Below are 18,181 nucleotides of genomic sequence, written 5' to 3'. Positions count from 1 at the left end.
TCTAGTCGTAGTTGCTGAAGCGGCTGGGCGTGGATACCTGCTCGCGCAGGTTCTGGTAACGCGGCACATTTTGCTTGAAGGAGTCGAGCGGGCTGGAACCCAGGCTCAGGCGGGAGAAGCCCACGAATTCGATCTGGAACAGCAGGCGCGTGTTGGAGCTGGTCACGCTGCTTTGCAGGCGCTCCAGCACCACGCGGCCGATCCAGCAGCAGCTGTCGTACTCGAAGCCCACCACGGTGTCCACCAGCTTGCGGTCCTTCATGCTGTAGTTCAGGCGGCCCACGCTGTACCAGCGCCCGCCGCCCTGGCCACGGCCGGGGCCCAGGTCCTTGCCCTTGTCGCCCCACAGGTCGTTCAACGGCCACTGCCAGCCGATATCGATCTGTTCGCTGGTGCCACGCTGCAAGCGGTAGGCCGCGCTCACCGTCCGGTAGTTGCTGGGGCTGTAGCGCGCGCCGATGGTGGAGCGGATGGACTGCCCGGTCTTGGGGTTGTACTGCACGGTGGAGTCAAAGCCCCACTGGGGTGTCCAGTTGATGCCCGCGCCCAGCAGGAGGTCCGACAGGCGCTCGCTCACCGGCGTGCCGCCTGGCAAGGTCACCTTCTGGTCCGAGAACCGCACCCGCTGTGCAATACCGAAGCGCGCTGCCTGGGCACCCGACTCAGGGTCCAGCAGGCGGGTGGTCACGCCCAGGGTCAGCAGGTTGTTGTCGGCCAGCCGGTCGTTGCCGCCAAACGCGTTCTCGGTGTAGATGGTTGCAAAGTTGAAGTCATTGGCCGCCGAGTCATACACCGGCAGCATGCTCTGGTCGCGGTAGGGCGTGTAGGTGTAGAACGCCCGGGGCTCCAGCGTCTGCAGGAAGGCCCGGCCGAAGTAGGCGGCGTCGCGCTCGAACACCAGGCCGCTGTCCAGGCTGAAGGTGGGCAGTGTGCGGCTGGCCGAGCGCTGGCCGTTGGAGAGGGCCGAATCAAACTGGTACTGCGTGGCATGCAGCTGCAGGCGTGGGGTGATGAAGCCGCCTGGCGACAGGAAGGGGCGGCTGATCTGCGCCATGGCGTAGCTGCGGTCGGCGTTGGGCTGGCCGGTGAGCGCGCGGGCCGCTTCGAAGCGCGTGGTGTCCAGCTCGACGCTGGCATCGAATCCACCGCCCAGCTGCAAGGGGTTGTAGCGCCATTGCACCTGCGGCATGCGGTCATACGGAGGCACGATGGGCGACGTGACGTCCTGCAGCGTCTGCCATTTGAGGGTGCGCACCGTGGCCGACATGTCATTACCACCCCAGGACAAGGTGGCATCGTTGGGCAGGAGGCGCTGGCGCAGCTGCTCGGTGGCGCGGCTGAAGTCGCGCCAGTAGTTGTCGTCACTCACGCGATTGAGGTTCAGGTTGAGTCCCAACCCACCAATACCAGTGTTGAATGCGCCTTGATGCTGGCCCGAGAAACTCCACCGCGCTCGATCACGCAGCCGGTCCGTAGGCATCACATCGGCACTGATCTGTCCGTGATAAGCCGGCTCCAGATACCGGAACTCGCCGCCCACATTGGCCCCCCGCTTGGTCATGAGCGCGGCGCGCAAGGTGGCATCGCGGTTGGGGGCGATGTTCCAGTAGTACGGCTGCATGTAGGTCACGCCATCGCGGCTGTCGAGCCCGATGGTGGGTGGCAGCAGGCCGGACTTGCGCTTTTCCGACAGCGGGAAGGTGATGTACGGAATGGGCAGCACCGAGATGCCCTTGAACTCCAGCACCGCGTCTTCGGCCGTGCCGACCTCTTCCTCGTTGTCGATGCGGATGGTGGCGGCGCGCAGCACCCAGTCGGGCTGCCAGCTTTCTTCGTTGCCACGCTCGCAGGTGGTGTAGGTGCCGTTGTGCACCACAGCGCGGTAGCGGTCCACAAAGTCCACCCGCGTCGCATCTCCGTGCGCCTGCGTGGCCAGAAAGCGGTAGCGCGCATCGCTGAAGAAGCCCTCGAAGGCCTCCACCCGCAGCTCCAGCGCCGTGCCTTCGTAGACATTGCCTGCGCGGTTGATGCGCACCTTGCCGTTGGCTTTGGCCAGGTCTTCGGGCACGTTGTAGTCCAGCCGGTCCGCACGGATGACCGTGTCGCCCCGGCGCAGTTCGGCATTGCCTTCGATCAGTGCGTTCAGGTCCGTCTGGCCGCTGATGTGATCGCCCTTCACAAACACAGGCAATTGCGAGCGCACGGCGTCGGGAATCTTTTCCTGCAGCAGCGGGGAGGACCGCAGCGCCGGAGGCGCATCCCAGGCGCTGGGTGCGGCGGCGTCCTGGGCCAGGGCCGCCAGCGGCAGGCCACACCAGGCCAGCGCAACGCCCAGGGCCAGCACGCGGGGCACGGGGGGCCGCAGCCGTGCAGACTTCGCCGTGGCGGGCCGGGCGCGAAGGGAGGTGAGGTTCTGCACGGTGGGTGGCTGGCAGCGTGGCACGTGGGGTGATGGAGCGGTAGCGGACAAAGGGACCGGCCCCGGCCAGCGCGCACGGCGCCAGCCACGACCGGTTTGTAAAATCGGATTATCCATGAGCCACCCCATCCCCCCATCGCCCGCTGGCCAGCCCCCGGGCGCCACCGTGGCCGCACCTGCTGCGCCCGCCGCCTCCACCCACGTCAGCTGGCCTGATGCCGCCCGCCGTGCGGCCTTTGACGCCTGGCTGGCCCCCTTGGTGGGACCGCACCAGTTGCTGCCCGCCACGCTGCGCCCCGCGTCGGCCGATGCCAGCTTCCGCCGCTATCTGCGCATTGACACGGCCACAGGCGCCAGCCGCATCGTGATGGATGCACCGCCCGACAAGGAGAACTGCAAGCCCTTTGTCCAAGTGCAGGGCCTGATGGCCGCCGCCGGGCTGAACGTGCCGCAGATCCTGGCTTTTGATGAGCCCACCGGCTTCATGCTGCTGTCCGACCTGGGCCACCAGACCGTGATCGAGCGGCTGAACCCTGAAAAACCCCAGGACGCCTACGCTTGGTACCAGCAGGCCACCGATGTGCTGCTGCAGTGGCAAAAGGCATCCACCCCCGGCGTGCTGCCCGCCTACGACGAGCCTCTGCTGCGCCGCGAGCTGGCGCTGTTCCCCGACTGGTACCTGGGCAAACACCGCGCCATCGCCCTGGACGACAAACAGCAGGCGACCTTGGGCAGCGCCTTTGATGCCATCGTGGCGCACAACCTGGCCGCCCCACAGGTCTATGTGCACCGCGACTTCATGACCCGCAACCTGATGGCGCCGGTGGAAGCAGGTGCACCCCTGGGCGTGCTGGACTTCCAGGACGCGGTCTACGGCCCCATCACCTACGACATCGCCAGCCTGCTGCGCGACGCGTTCATCAGCTGGGAAGAAGAATTCGTCATCGACATTACCGTGCGTTACTGGGAGAAGGCGCGCAAGGCCGGATTGCTGGGCGCCAACAGCGCCAGCGGCTGGGGCGATGACTTTGGCGAGTTCTACCGCGCGGTGGAGTGGATGGGCCTGCAGCGGCACCTCAAGGTCGCGGGCATTTTTGCGCGGCTGACCTTGCGCGACGGCAAGCCCAAGTACCTGGCCGATGCGCCCCGGTTCATCGCCTACATCCGCGCCACGGCCAACCGCTACCGCCAGCTGGGGCCGCTGCTCAAGATGCTGGACCAGATCGAAGGCACCGAGCCCGTGGTGGGCTTTGCGTACGGCCGCATGTAGCCACAGCGCCCTGCATTCACTTCGCGGCACGCCCAAAAAAATCAAGCAAAAACCGGCTCAAGCGCAGACAAACCATGCGCTAGCAGCTATTACAAAGATAGCAAATGCCCCGTTTCCATTGCCCGGCCCCCCTGGCCACCGGCACCGAGCTGGACCTGCCCCCGGGCGCCGCACGCCATGTGCAGGTGCTGCGCCTGCAGCCCGGTGACGGCATCACCCTGTTCCACGGCGGCCAGGGCGCGGGCGACCCCGGCGGCGAGTTCGATGCCACTGTGGTCAAGATGGGCCGCAGCGATGTGCGCGTGCTGGTAGGGGCGCACCACGCCATCGAGCGCGAGGCGCCCCGCGCCGTGCACCTGCTGGCGGGTATCACCGCCAACGAGCGCATGGACTGGCTGGTCGAAAAAGCCACCGAACTCGGCGTGGCCAGCATCACCCCGCTGGTGGCCGAGCGCAGCGTGCTCAAGCTCAAGGGCGAGCGCGCCGACAAGAAAATCGCCCACTGGCAGGCCGTGGCCGTGGCCGCCTGCGAACAATGCGGCCGCAACCGCGTGCCCGTGGTGCACCCCGCCATCGATCTGGCGGGCTGGCTGCGTTCACCAGGGCAGGGGGCGTCCTCTCCGGAGAACCAGGACCGTCCCCAGCGCCTGCTGCTGTCGCTGCGACCCGGTACCGTGCCGCTGCGCGAAGCTACGGGCAGCGAGGCTGGCCAACGCCCCTTGCTGTTCCTCTCCGGCCCCGAGGGTGGCCTGAGCCCTGCGGAAGAAGACCTGGCGGTGCAACACGGCTTTGCTCCGGTCACGCTGGGCCCCCGCGTGCTGCGTGCCGAAACAGCCCCGCTGGCCGCCCTGGCAGCGCTCACGCTGTAGCGCTGCACCCGCGCCGCAGACCGGACTCGCCACGCGAGCTGCACATCCGGACAAAGCCTGGTCAAGGCATGGCGAAGGCCTAGGGCTCCTCTGCACGAATCACCGCGCCGTGTGCATCTGCGGTCTCGGGCGGTCTGCGGCGTTGCAAATACTCGCAATAGCGACGGCTATTGCTGCGTTTTGCGCCTTGCAGCCCATCCCGATCCGCAGTGCCCACTTACCGCTCGATTCGTGCAGAGGAGCCCTGGGCCTGTACGCCCGGCATTACCTCACCGTAAAATCGCTGATTGGCCGGTAACGCCCAATCCCACGGGTTCTGGCCACCCCGCCCGCGCTCCGCGCGGCCCTCCCTCCTGGCCGGAGCCCCCCACCTTGCGCCCACCCGTCCGCTGGCAGCGCCTCAAGGATGTGATCCTCTCCACCGACCCCCGGCGGCGCACGCTGGTGGGCATGGCCTTGCTGGCGCTCACGCTGATGGCAGGCAGCGCTGGGGTGATGCTGCTGGTGGCGCATTCCAGCACCTCCGTGGACCAGACCGCCGTGCAATGGTGGGCCGCCCTGTCGGTGGGCGGACTGGTGGTGATGACGGCCTTCATCCGCTCGGGCGAAACCGCCCGCCTGCGCGACCCCTCGCTCACCATCCCGCAAATGGTCTGGACCATCACCAGCGGTGCGGTGGCCTATGTGCTGGCGGGCGATGCGCGGGGGCTGGTGCCCAGCGTGCTGGCGATGATCCTGTTCTTCGGCACCTTCGGCCTCACGGTGGCTGAGGTGATCGGCATCGGCGTGTATGCGCTGCTGGCCTTTGCCAGCGCCATCGGCGTCAGCTCCCGCTTCAATGCCAATGCCTCGGGCTACCTGGACACCGCCTATGCGCTGATGGTGCTCATCGTCCTCAGCGGCTGCATTGCGCTGAACCTGCGCATCCAGCGCATCCGCGCCAAGCTGCAGCAGCAGCGCGAGGCACTGGCCCAGGCGCTCGAAGTCAACCGCGAACTGGCCACCCGCGACGAGCTGACGGGCCTCATCAACCGCCGCGCCATGCTCGACCTGATGGCGCTGGAGCACCGCCGCAGCCTGCGCAGTGGCCGCCCGCTGCTGCTCGCGCAGCTGGACATCGACCACTTCAAGCCCATCAACGACCAGCACGGCCACGCCACCGGCGACCGCGCGCTGCAGGCCTTTGCGGGCACGGTGCGCGCCAGCGTGCGCGACACCGACGTGCTGGCCCGCTGGGGTGGCGAAGAGTTTGTGCTGATGCTCACCGACACCTCGGCAGACCATGCGCGCGAGCTGCTCGAACGCATTCGCCAGGCCGTGCAGGCGCTGGAGATTGCCCACAGCGCAGGCTCGCTGCAGCTCACCGTGTCCATCGGCCTGGCCCAGCACCTGCCGGGCGACACCGTGGAGCACACGCTGGAACGCGCCGACCAGGCGCTGTACCACGCCAAGGCCCTGGGCCGCAACCGCGTGGTGGTGGCGCCGGCCACCCACCGCCCTGTGGCCTCTGGGACTAGCGCACGGGCTTGATCGCGCCGCAGTCAGCGGCCAGCCACTTGCCGTTCTGCACCATGTCGATCTGCTCGGGCTTGCCGTTGGACGTGGTCTTGACCTTGAAATTGCCCGTGTAGGCTGTGGGCCCCTGGAAGGTCATCGTGCCCTCGCCCGTGGTGGGCGGCTGGCCTTGGGTGCCCTTGCAGCTGAACGTCATGGCCACGGCATTGGGGCCCGTGCGTTGCACGTTCTGCGTGCAGCCTTCCTGCGCCGGAATGCGGTCCAGGTCGGCCTGCTCGGGGCTGATGCAGACCTTCACGGTATTGCCGCTGGGGCCCATGCTCACACCCTGCTGGGCCATGGCCTGTTCCATCTGCTTGCGCTGCGCAGGCGTCAGGCTGGCCATGGACTTCTGCATCTGCGCCATCGCGGCCTCCAGCTGGCCGCTCTGACTTTTCATGGTCACGCTGTTCTCCCACAGGCCGGGCCGCAGCTTCTGCGTCTGGGCATGGGCCGTGGCCCAGAGCCCGGGGCCAAGCACGGTGGCGGAGAGGACAACGGCGAGAGCGCGGGGGATGGGGGTGTGCATGGTGGTGGGGCCTCGGTGCCAGCGGCGGAGCCGACAGTATCGACACACCGGCCTTTGCTGCCAAGTACCAACCACCAAGTGCACGGTGGAAGGTGGGAAGCAGCGGCTGCGGCCCGCGCGCAGCGGCACACGGTCTCCGTGGGTCTCCATCCTCAGGCGCTCAGGTGCGGCGGCGCGCGTAGCTGCTCGGGGGTGGTGAAGTAGGCTGCCGATGCCCCCAGGCCCGCGCGCGCCTGCGCCAGCTCGTGCCGCGCCACGGTGCGCAGGTGCACCTCGTCGGGCCCGTCCATCAGCCGCAGCGCGCGGCCCCAAGTCCAGAGGGCGGCCAACGGCGTGTCGGGCGACAGGCCCATCGCGCCAAAAATCTGCATGGCCCGGTCCACCACGCGCTGCTGCAGGCGCGCGGCCACCACCTTGATGGCGGCGACCTGGGCACGCACGGTGCGCGCATCTGTCGCATCGCCCTGGTCCAGCAGCCACGCAGCGTGCAGCACCAGCAGACGCGCCTGGTCGATCTCGATGCGCGACTCGGCCAGCCATTCCTGCACATTGGCCTGCTCGGCCAACGGCTTGCCGAACGCCGTGCGCTCCAGCGCGCGTTCGGTAGCCAGGGAGAGGGCCAGCTCGCACTGACCGATGGTGCGCATGCAGTGGTGCACGCGGCCCGGCCCCAGGCGCGCCTGCGCCATCCCAAACCCTGAGCCCCAGTCGCCGAGTAGGTGGTCGGCAGGCACGCGCACGCTGCGCAACAAAATCTCGCAATGCCCCTCCGGCGCATGGTGGTGCAGCACGGAGATGTTGCGCACGATCTGCACGCCCGGCGTGTCCACGGGCACCAGCACCATGCTGTGGCGGTGGTGGCCGTCTTCACTGTCGGCATCTGCGTTGCGGCACAGCACGATGAGCAGCTGGCACTGGGGGTGCGCAGCGCCGGTGATGAACCACTTGCGGCCACTGAGCACCAGGTCATCGCCCTCGCGCCGGACCGTGGTCTGCAGGTTGGTGGGGTCGGACGAGGCCACATCGGGCTCGCTCATCGCAAAGGCCGATCGCATCTGGCCGTGCAGCAGCGGCATCAGCCAGCGCGTGCGCTGGGCGGGCGTGGCAAAGCGGTGCAGCAGCTCGATGTTGCCGGTGTCTGGCGCCTGGCAGTTGAACACCTCGGCCGCCCAGGGCAGGCGGCCCATGGCCTCGGCCAGCGGCGCGTAGTCCAGGTTGGACAGGCGCGTGCCAGGCTCATCATCCCGCAGCGTGGGCAGGAACAGGTTCCACAAACCCTCCTCACGCGCCAGCGCCTTGAGGTCTTCGACAAACGGCGGCGGGTAGTCGCCCGCCGCCACGGACGCGTGCCAAGCGGCGTTGTAGGGCAGCAGATAGCGGTCCATGAAAGCCAGCAGGCGATCACGCAGTGCAAGGGCCAAGGGGGAGAGTGCGAAGTCCATGCGGCCATTGTGAAAACCGCGCCAGCACACGTCACAACGCAGGCGACAACGGGCTTGACGCACATCACGGCCTGCCCGGGAGCTTTCGGTGACGGTATCCCATCTGCTACGCTATTGATAGCTAGTCAGGCATATTGCACTAGCGCTACCAACCCGCTTTACTTGAAATGTGGCCTGACACCCATCACCACGCAGGTACCATGGCTCCATGAGTACCCACTACGAAACCCTGCAGCACGCCGACACCTACCGCGAGGCGTTTGCGGTCGAGCCCCCTGCGGCGCTGGGTGAACGCCACCTGTGGCCCCGCAAGCCGGGCTTTTTCATCGTGCATGCAGCAACGGCCACCGCCCTGGCCCAAGGGCCGGCCAGCACGGCCGGCGCGGTTGAAGAAGCTGCCCCCACGACGTCTTCAAACACCCAGAGCGACGCCGCTTCCACCCGGGTGCTGGTGCCCGCGCAATGGGGCCTGGTGCCGCACTGGGTCAAGTCGGCATCCGACGCCAAGCTGCGCGCGCCCAAGCTGGTCAACGCCAAGTCCGACCTGGCCTCCACCGGCACCGCGTTTCGCGATGCCTGGCTGAACGGCCAGCGCTGCATCGTGCCGATGGTGGCGTTCTATGAAGACGACCTGCGCAGCGGCAAGGCCGTGCCCACCCGCGTGGCGCGCGTGGACGGCAAACCCATGGGCGCGGCGGGCCTGTGGGCGCGCTGGCAGGGCGCAGGGGCCGAGTCGGGCGAGGTCATCATCAGCTACTGCCTGCTCACGGTGAACGCCAACAACCACGCCCTGCTGCACCGCTACGGCCAGCCCGGCAGCGAAAAAAGCATGCCCGCCATCCTGAACGAAGGCGCCTACGACGCCTGGCTTACGGCCCGGCCCGACAAGGCCAAGGAGTTCATGCGCCAGTACGCGGCAGAAAAACTCACCGCCAATCCCGTGGAGAAAAGGGCCGACAAGGTGCCCAAGGGCTGGCTGGGTTGAAGCCCGCACCGCCGGAGCGGCGCGGCGGGGGTGCTCAGGACGGCCGCTTCATCTGGCACGACGTGGGCTGGGCGCTGATGTAGTTGTCCCACGCCACTTCAGAGCGGAAGCCGTAGCCGGTCTTCTCGGCGTCGTACTTCACGCCCTTGCTGCCCTGCTTGGCCCAGATGCCCAGGTACAGCGGCGCTTCAAGCTGGTGGTCGGTCTTGCGCATGCGCACCTCGCCCATGGGGCTCTTGTAGGTCATGTTTTCCAGCGCGAAGGCGACCTTCTTGGCATCGGTGGACTGGGCCTTGCGCATGGCCTCGCGCAGCATGTGCACGCTGTTCCAGTGCGCGGCAAACACAAAGTCCTCGCCCGTCTTCTTCTTGTAGTCCACGTAGATCTTTTCCAGCTCGGGGGTGGGCGCGTTGTGCACCCAGTTCCAGATCACCCCGACCTTGCCCTCGCCCCAGGGCCCGATCTGCGCGGGCGTGCCGGGGTTGTTGGCGTTGAGCGTGAAGTAGTTGATGTTCAGGCCGTAGTCGCGCGAGGACTTGAACAGCAGCGTGAGGTCGCTGCCCCAGTTGGAGGTGATGACGGTGTCGGCCTTGGTCGCGGCAATCTTGGCCACGTACGAGGCAAAGTCGCGCGTCTGCGCGATGGGGATGAAGTCATCGCCCACGATCTCGATGTCGGGCCGCTTGCGGGCCAGGTATTCCTTGGCGGCCTTGGAGACCTGGCGGCCGTGGGTGTAGTCCTGGTTGAGCAGGTACACGCGCTTCACATCCTTGCGGCCCTGCAGATAGGTGGTCAGCGCCTCCATCTTCATCTCGCTCGACGGATAGAAGCGGAAGTGCCAGAAGCTGCAGCGGTCGTTGGTGAGCTGCGGGTCCATGGCGGCGTAGTTCAGGTACACGGTCGCGCGCTCGGGGTCGCGCTCGGCGAGCTTGTTGAGCGCATCCACCAGCGCCAGCGCCACGCCCGAGCCACCGCCCTGGGTGATGTAGCGCACGCCCCGGTCGGTGGCGGCCTTGAGCGCATTCAGGCTCTCCTGCGGCGTGCCCTTGTTGTCGAAGTCCATCACCTCGAACTTGGGCTCGTTGGGCCCGGCCTTGGCGTTGACCTGGGCCACCACCTCACGCAGCTGGTTGAGCGAGCTTTGGCCGGTGAGCGCAAACGGGCCGGACAGCAGGTCGATGAAGCCGATCTTCACCGTCTCGGCCGCCCCGGCGTGCGTCGCCATCACCAGCGCTGCGGCGCATGCGCCGACCTTCAACCAATGGCGTGGCCATTTCCTGGGAACCATGTTCATGTGTGTCTCCGTGGGGTGGGTGAGTGGGAACGAAAGGAAAGCCAAAACCGAAAACCGTCAGCGCGCAGGGGTGTCATTCGCCGCCGAACACCGCGCCATGGCGCTGCCGCAGCTCGTTCTTCTGGACCTTGCCGGTGCCGCCCAGGGGCAGGCTGTCAACAAACAGCACGTCGTCGGGCAGCCACCACTTGGCAACCCGCTGTGCGAGGAATTCCAGGATCTGCGCCTTGTCCAGCTCCTGCCCGGGCTTGCGCACGATGAAGAGCAGCGGGCGCTCGTCCCACTTGGGGTGCTTGACGCCGATGACCGCCGCCATGGCCACGGCCGGGTGCGCCACCGCGGCGTTCTCCAGGTCGATGGAGCTGATCCACTCGCCGCCCGACTTGATCACGTCCTTGGTGCGGTCGCGGATCTGCACCACGCCCTGCGGGTTGATGGTGGCGATGTCGCCCGTAGGGAACCAGCCATCCACCAGCGCCGAGCGCTCGGCCTTGTGGTACCGGTCCACGATCCACTGGCCGCGCACCATCAGCTCGCCCTGCGCCACGCCGTCGCGCGGCAGCTCGGCGCCGTTTTCATGAACCAGCTTGAGTTCGATGCCGAACACCGACTTGCCCTGCTTGGCGACCAGTGCGTGGCGGTCCTCGGGCGGCAGCTCGGCATCGGCCGCGCCCAGCACACTCATGGTGGCGATGGCCGTGGTCTCGGTCATGCCCCAGCCGTGGCGCACCTCCACGTCGTACACGTCGTTGAACTTGGCGATCAGCGCCTTGGGCATGGCCGAGCCGCCCACACCGGTGCGCCGCATGGTGCTAAAGCGCAGCCCGTGCTGCTCCACATGCTGGATCAGGCCCATCCAGATCGTGGGCACGCCCGCGCTGACGGTGACGCGCTCGGTCTCCATCAGCTCGTACAGGCTGGCCGCATCCAGGCGCGGGCCAGGCAGCACCAGCTTGGCGCCGCCGATCAGCGCTGCATAGGGCAGGCACCAGGCGTTGATGTGGAACATGGGCACCACGGGCAGGATGGTCTCCCGCGCGCTGATGCTGAGCACGCCCGGCATGCAGGCCGACAGGGCGCTGAGCACCAGCGCCCGGTGCGAATACAGCACGCCCTTGGGGTTGCCGGTGGTGCCCGACGTGTAGCACAGCGCCGCGCCAGCCTTCTCATCGCACAGGGGCCAGGTGAAGCGGTCATTCTGGCGGGCCACCAGCGTCTCGTACGCCTCAACCCCGCTGACGCCTTGCAGGTCGATGCTGCCCAGCGTGTCGGCATCACACAGCGCCACCCAGTGCCGCACGCGGGGGCACGACGCCGCAATGGCGCGCACCAGCGGCGCGAACGTGGTGTCGAACAGCACCACCTCGTCGTCGGCGTGGTTGACGATGTAGGCCAGCTGCTCGGGGTGCAGGCGCGGGTTGCAGGTGTGCATGACCATGCCGCTGCCCGACACGGCGTAGTACGCCTCCAGGTGGCGGTGGTTGTTCCAGGCCAGCGACCCCACCACGCTGCCGGGGCGCAGGCCCAGTGCCTGCAGTGCGTTGGCGAGCTGCCGGGCGCGCTGGGCCATGTCGGCAAAGCGGTAACGGTGCAGGCGGCCATCGGTGTCGCGCGAAACGATCTGCTGATCGCCGTACTGGTTCTCGCCATGCTCAAGAATGGCCGAAACCAGTAAAGGCCGGTCCATCATGCTGCCGGGCTGGTGCTGCTGCATTGCCGTTGTCTCCTAGGGATGTGCGCCTTGCTGCATCGCGGCATCCACAGGTTGCCGGTGCAGAGCCTTCTATGTGAGGCTTGCGCATCGTCGCAAACAACGCGGGGCGGGCTTGTCGTCTGCGCGACTGAGGGTGCGCAGCACCACCTTGGTGCGCCGTGGCGCGCGGGGCCCTTAAAGGCCCAGCGCAGCGAAAAGCCCGTCCATGCGCGCCTGCACGGCGGCGTCCATGGTCATGGGCCGGCCCCACTCCCGCTGCGTCTCCCCCGGACACTTGTTCGTGGCGTCCATCCCCATCTTGCTGCCCAGGCCGCTGACGGGCGAGGCGAAGTCCAGGTAGTCGATGGGCGTGTGCTCCACCAGCAGGGTGTCGCGCGCCGGGTCCATGCGGGTGGTGATGGCCCAGATCACGTCCTTCCAGTCGCGCACGTCCACGTCGGCATCCACCACCACGATGAACTTGGTGTACATGAACTGGCGCAGGTGGCTCCACACGCCCATCATCACGCGCCGCGCGTGGCCCGCGTAGGCCTTGCGGATACTGACCACGGCCATGCGGTAACTGCAGCCTTCGGGCGGCAGATAAAAGTCCACGATCTCGGGGAACTGCTTTTGCAAGAGCGGGATGAACAGCTCGTTCATCGCCAGGCCCAGCACGGCGGGCTCGTCGGGCGGTTTGCCGGTGTAGGTGCTGTGGTAGATCGCGTCCCGGCGCAGCGTGATGCGGTCCACGGTGAGCACGGGGAACTCGGCGCATTCGTTGTAGTAGCCGGTGTGGTCACCGTACGGCCCTTCCAGCGCGTGCTGCCAGCCGCTTTTGTGGTTGGCATCGGGCTGGATATGGCCTTCGAGAACGATCTCGGCGGTGGCCGGCACCTGCAGCGGCACACCGAGCGCGGGCGCGACTTCGGTGCGCGCGCCGCGCAGCAGGCCGGCGAACTGGTATTCGCTCAAGCTGTCGGGCACGGGCGTGACGGCGCCCAGCAGCGTGGCGGGGTCGGCCCCCAGCGCCACGGCCACGGGGTAGGGTTGGCCGGGGTGCTGGGCGCAGTGGTCGGCAAAGTCCAGCGCGCCGCCCCGGTGCGCCAGCCAGCGCACGATGACCTGGTTGCGCGAGAGCACCTGCTGGCGGTAGATGCCCAGGTTCTGCCGGGCCTTGCGCGGGCCGCGCGTGATGGTGAGGCCCCAGGTGATGAGCGGGGCCACGTCGCCGGGCCAGCAGTGCTGCACGGGCAGGCGGGCCAGGTCAACGTCGGGGCCTTCCCACACTTCTTGCTGGCAGGGTGCGCCGCGCGCCACGGTGTGCGGCGCCATGTTCCACAGGGTCTTGAGCAGCTGGCCCATGCCCAGCATGTCCTTGAAGCCTTTCGGCGCCTCGGGCTCCTTGAGGGTGGCCAGCAGTTCGCCCAGGGCGCGCACGCCGTGCAGGTCGGCCACGCCCATGGCGCGGGCCACGCGGTCTGTGGTGCCAAACAGGTTGGTGAGCACCGGCATGCGGTGGCCCGTGGGCTGGGTGAACAACAGCGCCGGGCCGCCTGCGCGCAGCACGCGGTCGCTGAGCGCGGTCATCTCCAGGTGGGGCGAGACGCTTTCGCCCACGCGGCGCAGGTCGCCCGTGGCTTCGAGCTGGGCCATGAAGTCGCGCAGGTCGCGGTAGGCCATGTCAGGTCCAGAATATGAATGAAATTTGCCGCTAGCGCTTATCCAATAAGCGCTAGCAGCTATTAATCAAGGAGCATCCAGCTCCAGACCTTGCCAGCGCGGCGCCAGGTTGTGCGGCACGTCGATGAGGTCGAGCACGCGCGCCACGCTGTAGTCCACCACTTCGCCCACGGTCTGCGGGCGCAGGTAGAAGGCGGGCAGCGGCGGGCAGATGATGCCGCCCATCTCGGTCACGGCCACCATGTTGCGCAGGTGGGTGAGGTGCAGGGGCGACTCGCGCACCATCAGCACCAGGCGGCGGCGCTCCTTGAGGGCCACGTCGGCCGCGCGCGTGAGCAGGTTGTCGGCCAGCCCATGCGCAATGGCGGCCAGCGTGCGCATGGAGCAGGGCGCGACCACCATGGCGTGGCACAGGAACGAGCCGCTGGCAATGGCCGCGCCGACGTTGCCCACGTCGTGCACGCGGTGCGCCAGGGCCTCGACGGTGGGGCGGTCCATGTCCAGCTCATGCTGCAGGTTGCGCCAGCCGGCGTCAGAGACGACCAGGTGGGTCTCGATGCCGCTTTGGCCCTGCAGCACCTGTAGCAGGCGCGCGCCATACACGGCGCCGCTGGCGCCCGAGATGGCCACGATGATGCGGCGGGGGTGGGCAGCATCAGCCATGCGAGGGCTCCACGGCGACGGGCCGGGCCAGGGGCTGCGCGCGCTGGTCGGCCTCCACCTGCTCCAGCACCAGCGCGGCCTGCACGGGGTCGAAGTCTTCGTGCACGCGCTTTTTCACGCCGTATTGCTGCAGCTGGTAATGCCGGTCGGCCGCAATGCCGTGGCGCGCGAGGGTGCTTTTGACGCAGACCAGCGGACAGCCGTCGAGCGCGATGATGGGCCGGCCCGAGCGCACGGTCTTCATCAGGTGCGGCACATCGCCGCCCACACCGGCGATGCACGACATCTCGGCCACGCCGCGCCGGTCGAGCTGCAGTGCCACGTGGTTGGCCAGCTGGGCGGCGCTGGAGCAGCCAGAGCAGGAATAAACCAAAGGGTGGTTCTGGAGATCGGTGTCGGTGTCCATGCTCATCCTCAGTGGCGTGGTGTGGGGTCCAGGCGGCGCCGCAGGTGGCCCAGCACCTCGCGCGGGGCCAACCTCTGCACCCACTGGCGCGGGTCCAGCACGGGCAGCTCGATCGCATCGAGCGCGTTCTTCACCACCAGGCCCAGCTCGGTGTCGCCCTCCATCGACAGGCGGCGGCTGAAGAACAGCGTGTCGGGGTCCTGCTGGCGCTGGGCCAGCAGCAAAAAGTCATGGGCCGTGGCGCTCAGCGTGACGTCGGCCACCTGCGGCAGCACCAGCGGCGCGTGGGGGGCGAAGCGCTGGCCCGTCCAGGCAAAGTCAAAGGCCACGCGCGCATCGCGCACCTGCACCCGCATCTTCTTGTGGAGCAGCAAGCGGCCCACGTCATCGGGCAGGTGCCGCGCGAGCGCCAGGTTGAGCGCCGTCACCAGCAGCAGCGAGCCGGGGTAGGCGGGCAGGCGCGCCAGCACGGCACCCACGGGGGCGGGAACGACCAGGGGAAAGGAGAGAGGAGAAGCCGCCATTGAACAGTAAGGGGAAAAGGGCCCTCAGGCCACGTAGAAAAACACGGTGAAGAAGTGGCAGACGCTGCCACCCAGCACAAACAGGTGCCACAGCCCGTGGCCGTGGCGCACGCGGTGGTCCAGCGCATAGAAGACGATGCCCTGCGTGTAGCAGGCTCCGCCCGCCAGCAGCCAGGCAAACCCGGCCGGCGTGAGCGCTTGCCACAGCGGCACCACGGCCACCAGCGCCAGCCAGCCCATGAGCACGTAGATGACCAGCGACAGCACACGCGCGCCGCGCGCCCACCAGATCTCCTGCGCAATGCCCAGCAGGGCGAGCCCCCACACCACGCCCAGCAGCGACCAGCCCCAGGCACCGCGCAGCGACACCAGCGCAAACGGCGTGTAGCTGCCCGCGATCAGCAGGTAGATGCTGCAGTGGTCCAGCTGTTGCAGCACGGCCTTGATGGTGCGCCGGCGCACGCTGTGGTACGCGGTAGAGGCGGCGTACAGCGCCACCAGCATGGCGCCGTAGATGCTGAACGCCACCACCTTCCACGGGTCACCCAGGCGCGCCGCCAAGGTGATGAGCACGGCCGTGCCCGCCGTGGCCAGCAAGGCGCCCACCAGGTGGCTGATGCTGTTGAAACGTTCTCCGGGGTACATGGTGTATCTGCCTGATGGTTACGGGTGCATGGAGGGCTGAGCGGCTGCACCGCCCGCCGCGCCTTGCATCCCTTGCTCCAGCCCTGGACGCCCGAACCAGTAGCCGTTGCAGGGCAGATCGGGCATGAAGGGCTGCATGCGCTCCACAAAGTCGGGCTCGTTTTCAGCAGGGGCTTCGGCCGCTGCGGCACGGCGGGCTTCGTCAAATGAATCAATCACCTGCGCCATGTGCTGCGCTTGCGGGCTCAGGCGCACCACGTCCACGCCCCGGGCGCGCATCGCGGCCAGTTCGTTGGCCAGGTTGTAGACACGGGCCGACTGGGTCTGCGTGCCGTTGAGCACCAGAAAGCCTTCGCTCTCGCGCGTGCGCAGCGGCAGGCCGTCGGCATGCTGCAGGCAGCTGAACTGGCAGTCGTCCTTGGGCAGGTTGCGGTGGCGGGCCGTGAAGCAGCGCGCCGAGTAGGCCAGCGGCATGCGGCCGTAGGCAAACACCTCGGTCTCGATGCCGGCGGGCCGCTGCGCCAGCACAGCACAGAGCGCCTCCTGCGACATTTCGAGCGGCATCACCCAGCGCGTGGCGCCGAGCTGCGCCATCCACTGCAGCGAGTGCGCGTTGTACAGGTTCAGGTGCGGCCCGGCCACAAAGCCCCGCGGCCCGGCGGGCGCACGCGATAGGCAGCCCACGGCCCCCATGTCATTGGCCTCAACCAGAAACTCGCCATTGCCCGTGATCTTGTGCATCACCCCCACGTCGGCGCTGGACTCGATGAGCACCTGGCTGGACAGCACCACCTCCTTGCCCGCGTCCCGCAGCATGCGCGCCAGCGCCAGCCAGTCGGCCAGGCGCAGCTCGTGGCGGCGCGAGCACACCGTCTCGCCCAGGTACACCACGTCCACGGGCGTGGCGACCATGGCCTCGTAGAACGCGAACACGGTGTCGCGGGGCCAGTAGTACAGCAGCGGGCCGAGAGATAGTTTCATGGGGCGGTTTCTGGGAGGTTGTCGTGATGGAGAAGCACTACTTCCACGGGCGGTGATAAGCGCCCAGCGTGTGCTGCTGGCCTTCTGCCACCTGGTCCAGGCTGGCCATCCAGCGCGTCTTGGGCGCGTAGCGGTGGGGATAGGCCAGGCACTGGTCCATGGCCTCGCGCCAGACCTGGGTGACCTGCGCCACATAGGCCGGGCTGCGCTGGCGGCCTTCGATCTTGATGGCGCGCACGCCCATCTTCAGCAGCTGGGGCAGCAGCTCCAGCGTGTTGAGGCTGGTGGGCTCTTCGATGGCGTAGTAGTTCTCGTCGTCCCCCACGTCAAAGCGGCCCTTGCACAGCGTGGGGTAGCCCGCGTTTTCGCCGGGCGCATAGCGGTCGATGAGCACACCGTTCAGGCGCGACTCGCGGCCCTGCGGCGTCTCCATCCAGCGCACGGCCTTCGGGGGTGAACACACGCCGTGCGTGTTGGGCGATTCGCCGGTCACGTACGACGACAGCGCACAGCGCCCCTCGACCATCACACACAGGCTGCCAAAGCCAAACACCTCGATCTCGACCGGTGTGCGGTCGATGACCTGGCGCACCTGCTCCATCGACAGCACGCGTGGCAACACGGCACGCACGATGCCGAACTGCTCGCGGTAGAAGTTGATGGCCTCGTAGTTGGTGGCCGAGCCCTGCACCGACAGGTGCAGACGCAGCCGGGGGTGGTGCTGCACTGCATGCTGCATGAGGCCGGGGTCGGCCAGGATGACGGCGTCCACACCCAGGTCCACCGCCTTGTCGAGAGCGCTGCGCCAGGGCCCAGGGTTGGCGGCCTGCGGGTAGGTGTTGAGTGCCATGAAGACCTTGCAGCCGCGCGCATGGGCATGGTCAATGCCCTGGGCAATGGCTGCCTCGTCAAAGTTGAGGCCCGCAAAATTGCGCGCATTGGTGGCGTCGCGCAAGCCCAGGTAGACGCAGTTGGCGCCATGGTCCACGGCGGCCTTGAGGGCAGGCAGGCTGCCTGCGGGGCAAACCAGTTCCATGGCAGGGCTCGCTGCCTCGGGCAAGGCAGCGGCCGTCGATTTCAAGGGGTCCATCACAAGCATTCAAACGCTGGCCCCGGTGGGGAGCCACAGCACAGGGCGCCACCATACGGGGCGCATCCCGCGCGTCCGCTGATCTTCATCAACGGCAGTGCACAATGCTGGAGCAAAGCAGTCGGGCTTTGATG

The 18,181-nt window shown here is 67.8% G+C and carries 16 protein-coding genes; 4 read left to right on the top strand and 12 right to left on the bottom strand.

What is annotated here, in order from left to right; genetic code table 11:
- Window position 1 precedes the first annotated feature (1 nt).
- Entirely contained in the window at window positions 2–2,419 is a 2,418-nt protein-coding gene (locus tag ACT531_RS04410; RefSeq protein WP_476016604.1) for an LPS-assembly protein LptD, read from the bottom strand.
- A 115-nt stretch (window positions 2,420–2,534) separates the two neighbouring features.
- Between ACT531_RS04410 and ACT531_RS04405 the strand changes: the two genes are divergently transcribed.
- The 3 genes from ACT531_RS04405 (at window position 2,535) to ACT531_RS04395 (ending at window position 6,088) form a co-directional block, all read left to right on the top strand.
- Window positions 2,535–3,689 (top strand): aminoglycoside phosphotransferase family protein, encoded by a 1,155-nt coding sequence (locus ACT531_RS04405; protein ID WP_476016603.1) that lies wholly within the window; start codon window positions 2,535–2,537, stop codon window positions 3,687–3,689.
- Between the two features lie 104 nt (window positions 3,690–3,793).
- Window positions 3,794–4,558 (top strand): 16S rRNA (uracil(1498)-N(3))-methyltransferase, encoded by a 765-nt coding sequence (locus tag ACT531_RS04400; protein WP_476016602.1) that lies wholly within the window; start codon window positions 3,794–3,796, stop codon window positions 4,556–4,558.
- A gap of 372 nt (window positions 4,559–4,930) precedes the next feature.
- Entirely contained in the window at window positions 4,931–6,088 is a 1,158-nt protein-coding gene (locus ACT531_RS04395; protein WP_110960698.1) for a diguanylate cyclase, read from the top strand.
- Here the strand turns inward: ACT531_RS04395 and ACT531_RS04390 are convergent.
- Both ACT531_RS04390 and ACT531_RS04385 read right to left on the bottom strand, forming a co-directional pair.
- A complete protein-coding gene (locus ACT531_RS04390) occupies window positions 6,072–6,641 on the bottom strand; it encodes a DUF3617 domain-containing protein (protein WP_161958942.1) in 570 nt (189 codons plus the stop codon). The genes ACT531_RS04395 and ACT531_RS04390 overlap by 17 nt on opposite strands.
- Before the next feature lie 152 nt (window positions 6,642–6,793).
- Complete coding sequence (locus ACT531_RS04385; RefSeq protein WP_476016601.1) at window positions 6,794–8,083, bottom strand: acyl-CoA dehydrogenase family protein; 1,290 nt, start codon at window positions 8,081–8,083, stop codon at window positions 6,794–6,796.
- Between the two features lie 208 nt (window positions 8,084–8,291).
- Between ACT531_RS04385 and ACT531_RS04380 the strand changes: the two genes are divergently transcribed.
- Complete coding sequence (locus ACT531_RS04380) at window positions 8,292–9,068, top strand: SOS response-associated peptidase (protein WP_476016600.1); 777 nt, start codon at window positions 8,292–8,294, stop codon at window positions 9,066–9,068.
- A gap of 34 nt (window positions 9,069–9,102) precedes the next feature.
- Here ACT531_RS04380 and ACT531_RS04375 read toward each other — a convergent pair whose 3' ends face one another.
- From ACT531_RS04375 to ubiU, 9 genes are all read right to left on the bottom strand, one after another.
- On the bottom strand, window positions 9,103–10,362 hold the full coding sequence (locus ACT531_RS04375; protein ID WP_476016599.1) for a branched-chain amino acid ABC transporter substrate-binding protein: 1,260 nt from the start codon (window positions 10,360–10,362) through the stop codon (window positions 9,103–9,105).
- Window positions 10,363–10,435: 73 nt separating this feature from the next.
- Complete coding sequence (locus ACT531_RS04370) at window positions 10,436–12,076, bottom strand: long-chain-fatty-acid--CoA ligase (protein ID WP_476016598.1); 1,641 nt, start codon at window positions 12,074–12,076, stop codon at window positions 10,436–10,438.
- A 174-nt stretch (window positions 12,077–12,250) separates the two neighbouring features.
- On the bottom strand, window positions 12,251–13,738 hold the full coding sequence (gene ubiD / locus ACT531_RS04365; RefSeq protein ID WP_476016597.1) for a 4-hydroxy-3-polyprenylbenzoate decarboxylase: 1,488 nt from the start codon (window positions 13,736–13,738) through the stop codon (window positions 12,251–12,253).
- A 66-nt stretch (window positions 13,739–13,804) separates the two neighbouring features.
- Window positions 13,805–14,401 carry a UbiX family flavin prenyltransferase gene (locus ACT531_RS04360; RefSeq protein WP_476016596.1) on the bottom strand — a complete coding sequence of 199 codons (597 nt, stop codon included), beginning with the start codon at window positions 14,399–14,401 and terminating at the stop codon, window positions 13,805–13,807.
- Entirely contained in the window at window positions 14,394–14,807 is a 414-nt protein-coding gene (locus ACT531_RS04355) for a putative zinc-binding protein (RefSeq protein ID WP_476016595.1), read from the bottom strand. Before ACT531_RS04355 ends, ACT531_RS04360 begins: the two co-directional genes overlap by 8 nt.
- 8 nt (window positions 14,808–14,815) lie before the next feature.
- Window positions 14,816–15,331, bottom strand: coding sequence for a ubiquinone anaerobic biosynthesis accessory factor UbiT (gene ubiT / locus ACT531_RS04350; protein WP_476016594.1), 516 nt, complete (start codon window positions 15,329–15,331; stop codon window positions 14,816–14,818).
- A 24-nt stretch (window positions 15,332–15,355) separates the two neighbouring features.
- Window positions 15,356–15,976 (bottom strand): PAQR family membrane homeostasis protein TrhA, encoded by a 621-nt coding sequence (trhA, locus tag ACT531_RS04345; protein WP_476016593.1) that lies wholly within the window; start codon window positions 15,974–15,976, stop codon window positions 15,356–15,358.
- An 18-nt stretch (window positions 15,977–15,994) separates the two neighbouring features.
- Window positions 15,995–16,957 (bottom strand): U32 family peptidase, encoded by a 963-nt coding sequence (locus ACT531_RS04340; protein WP_476016592.1) that lies wholly within the window; start codon window positions 16,955–16,957, stop codon window positions 15,995–15,997.
- 37 nt (window positions 16,958–16,994) lie between these two features.
- Window positions 16,995–18,047, bottom strand: a complete 1,053-nt coding sequence (gene ubiU / locus ACT531_RS04335) for a ubiquinone anaerobic biosynthesis protein UbiU (protein ID WP_476016591.1) — start codon at window positions 18,045–18,047, stop codon at window positions 16,995–16,997.
- Window positions 18,048–18,181: the final 134 nt, after the last annotated feature.

This window comes from Acidovorax sp. DMC1 (assembly GCF_056314325.1).
This window is presented reverse-complemented; position numbering and strand designations above follow the sequence as displayed.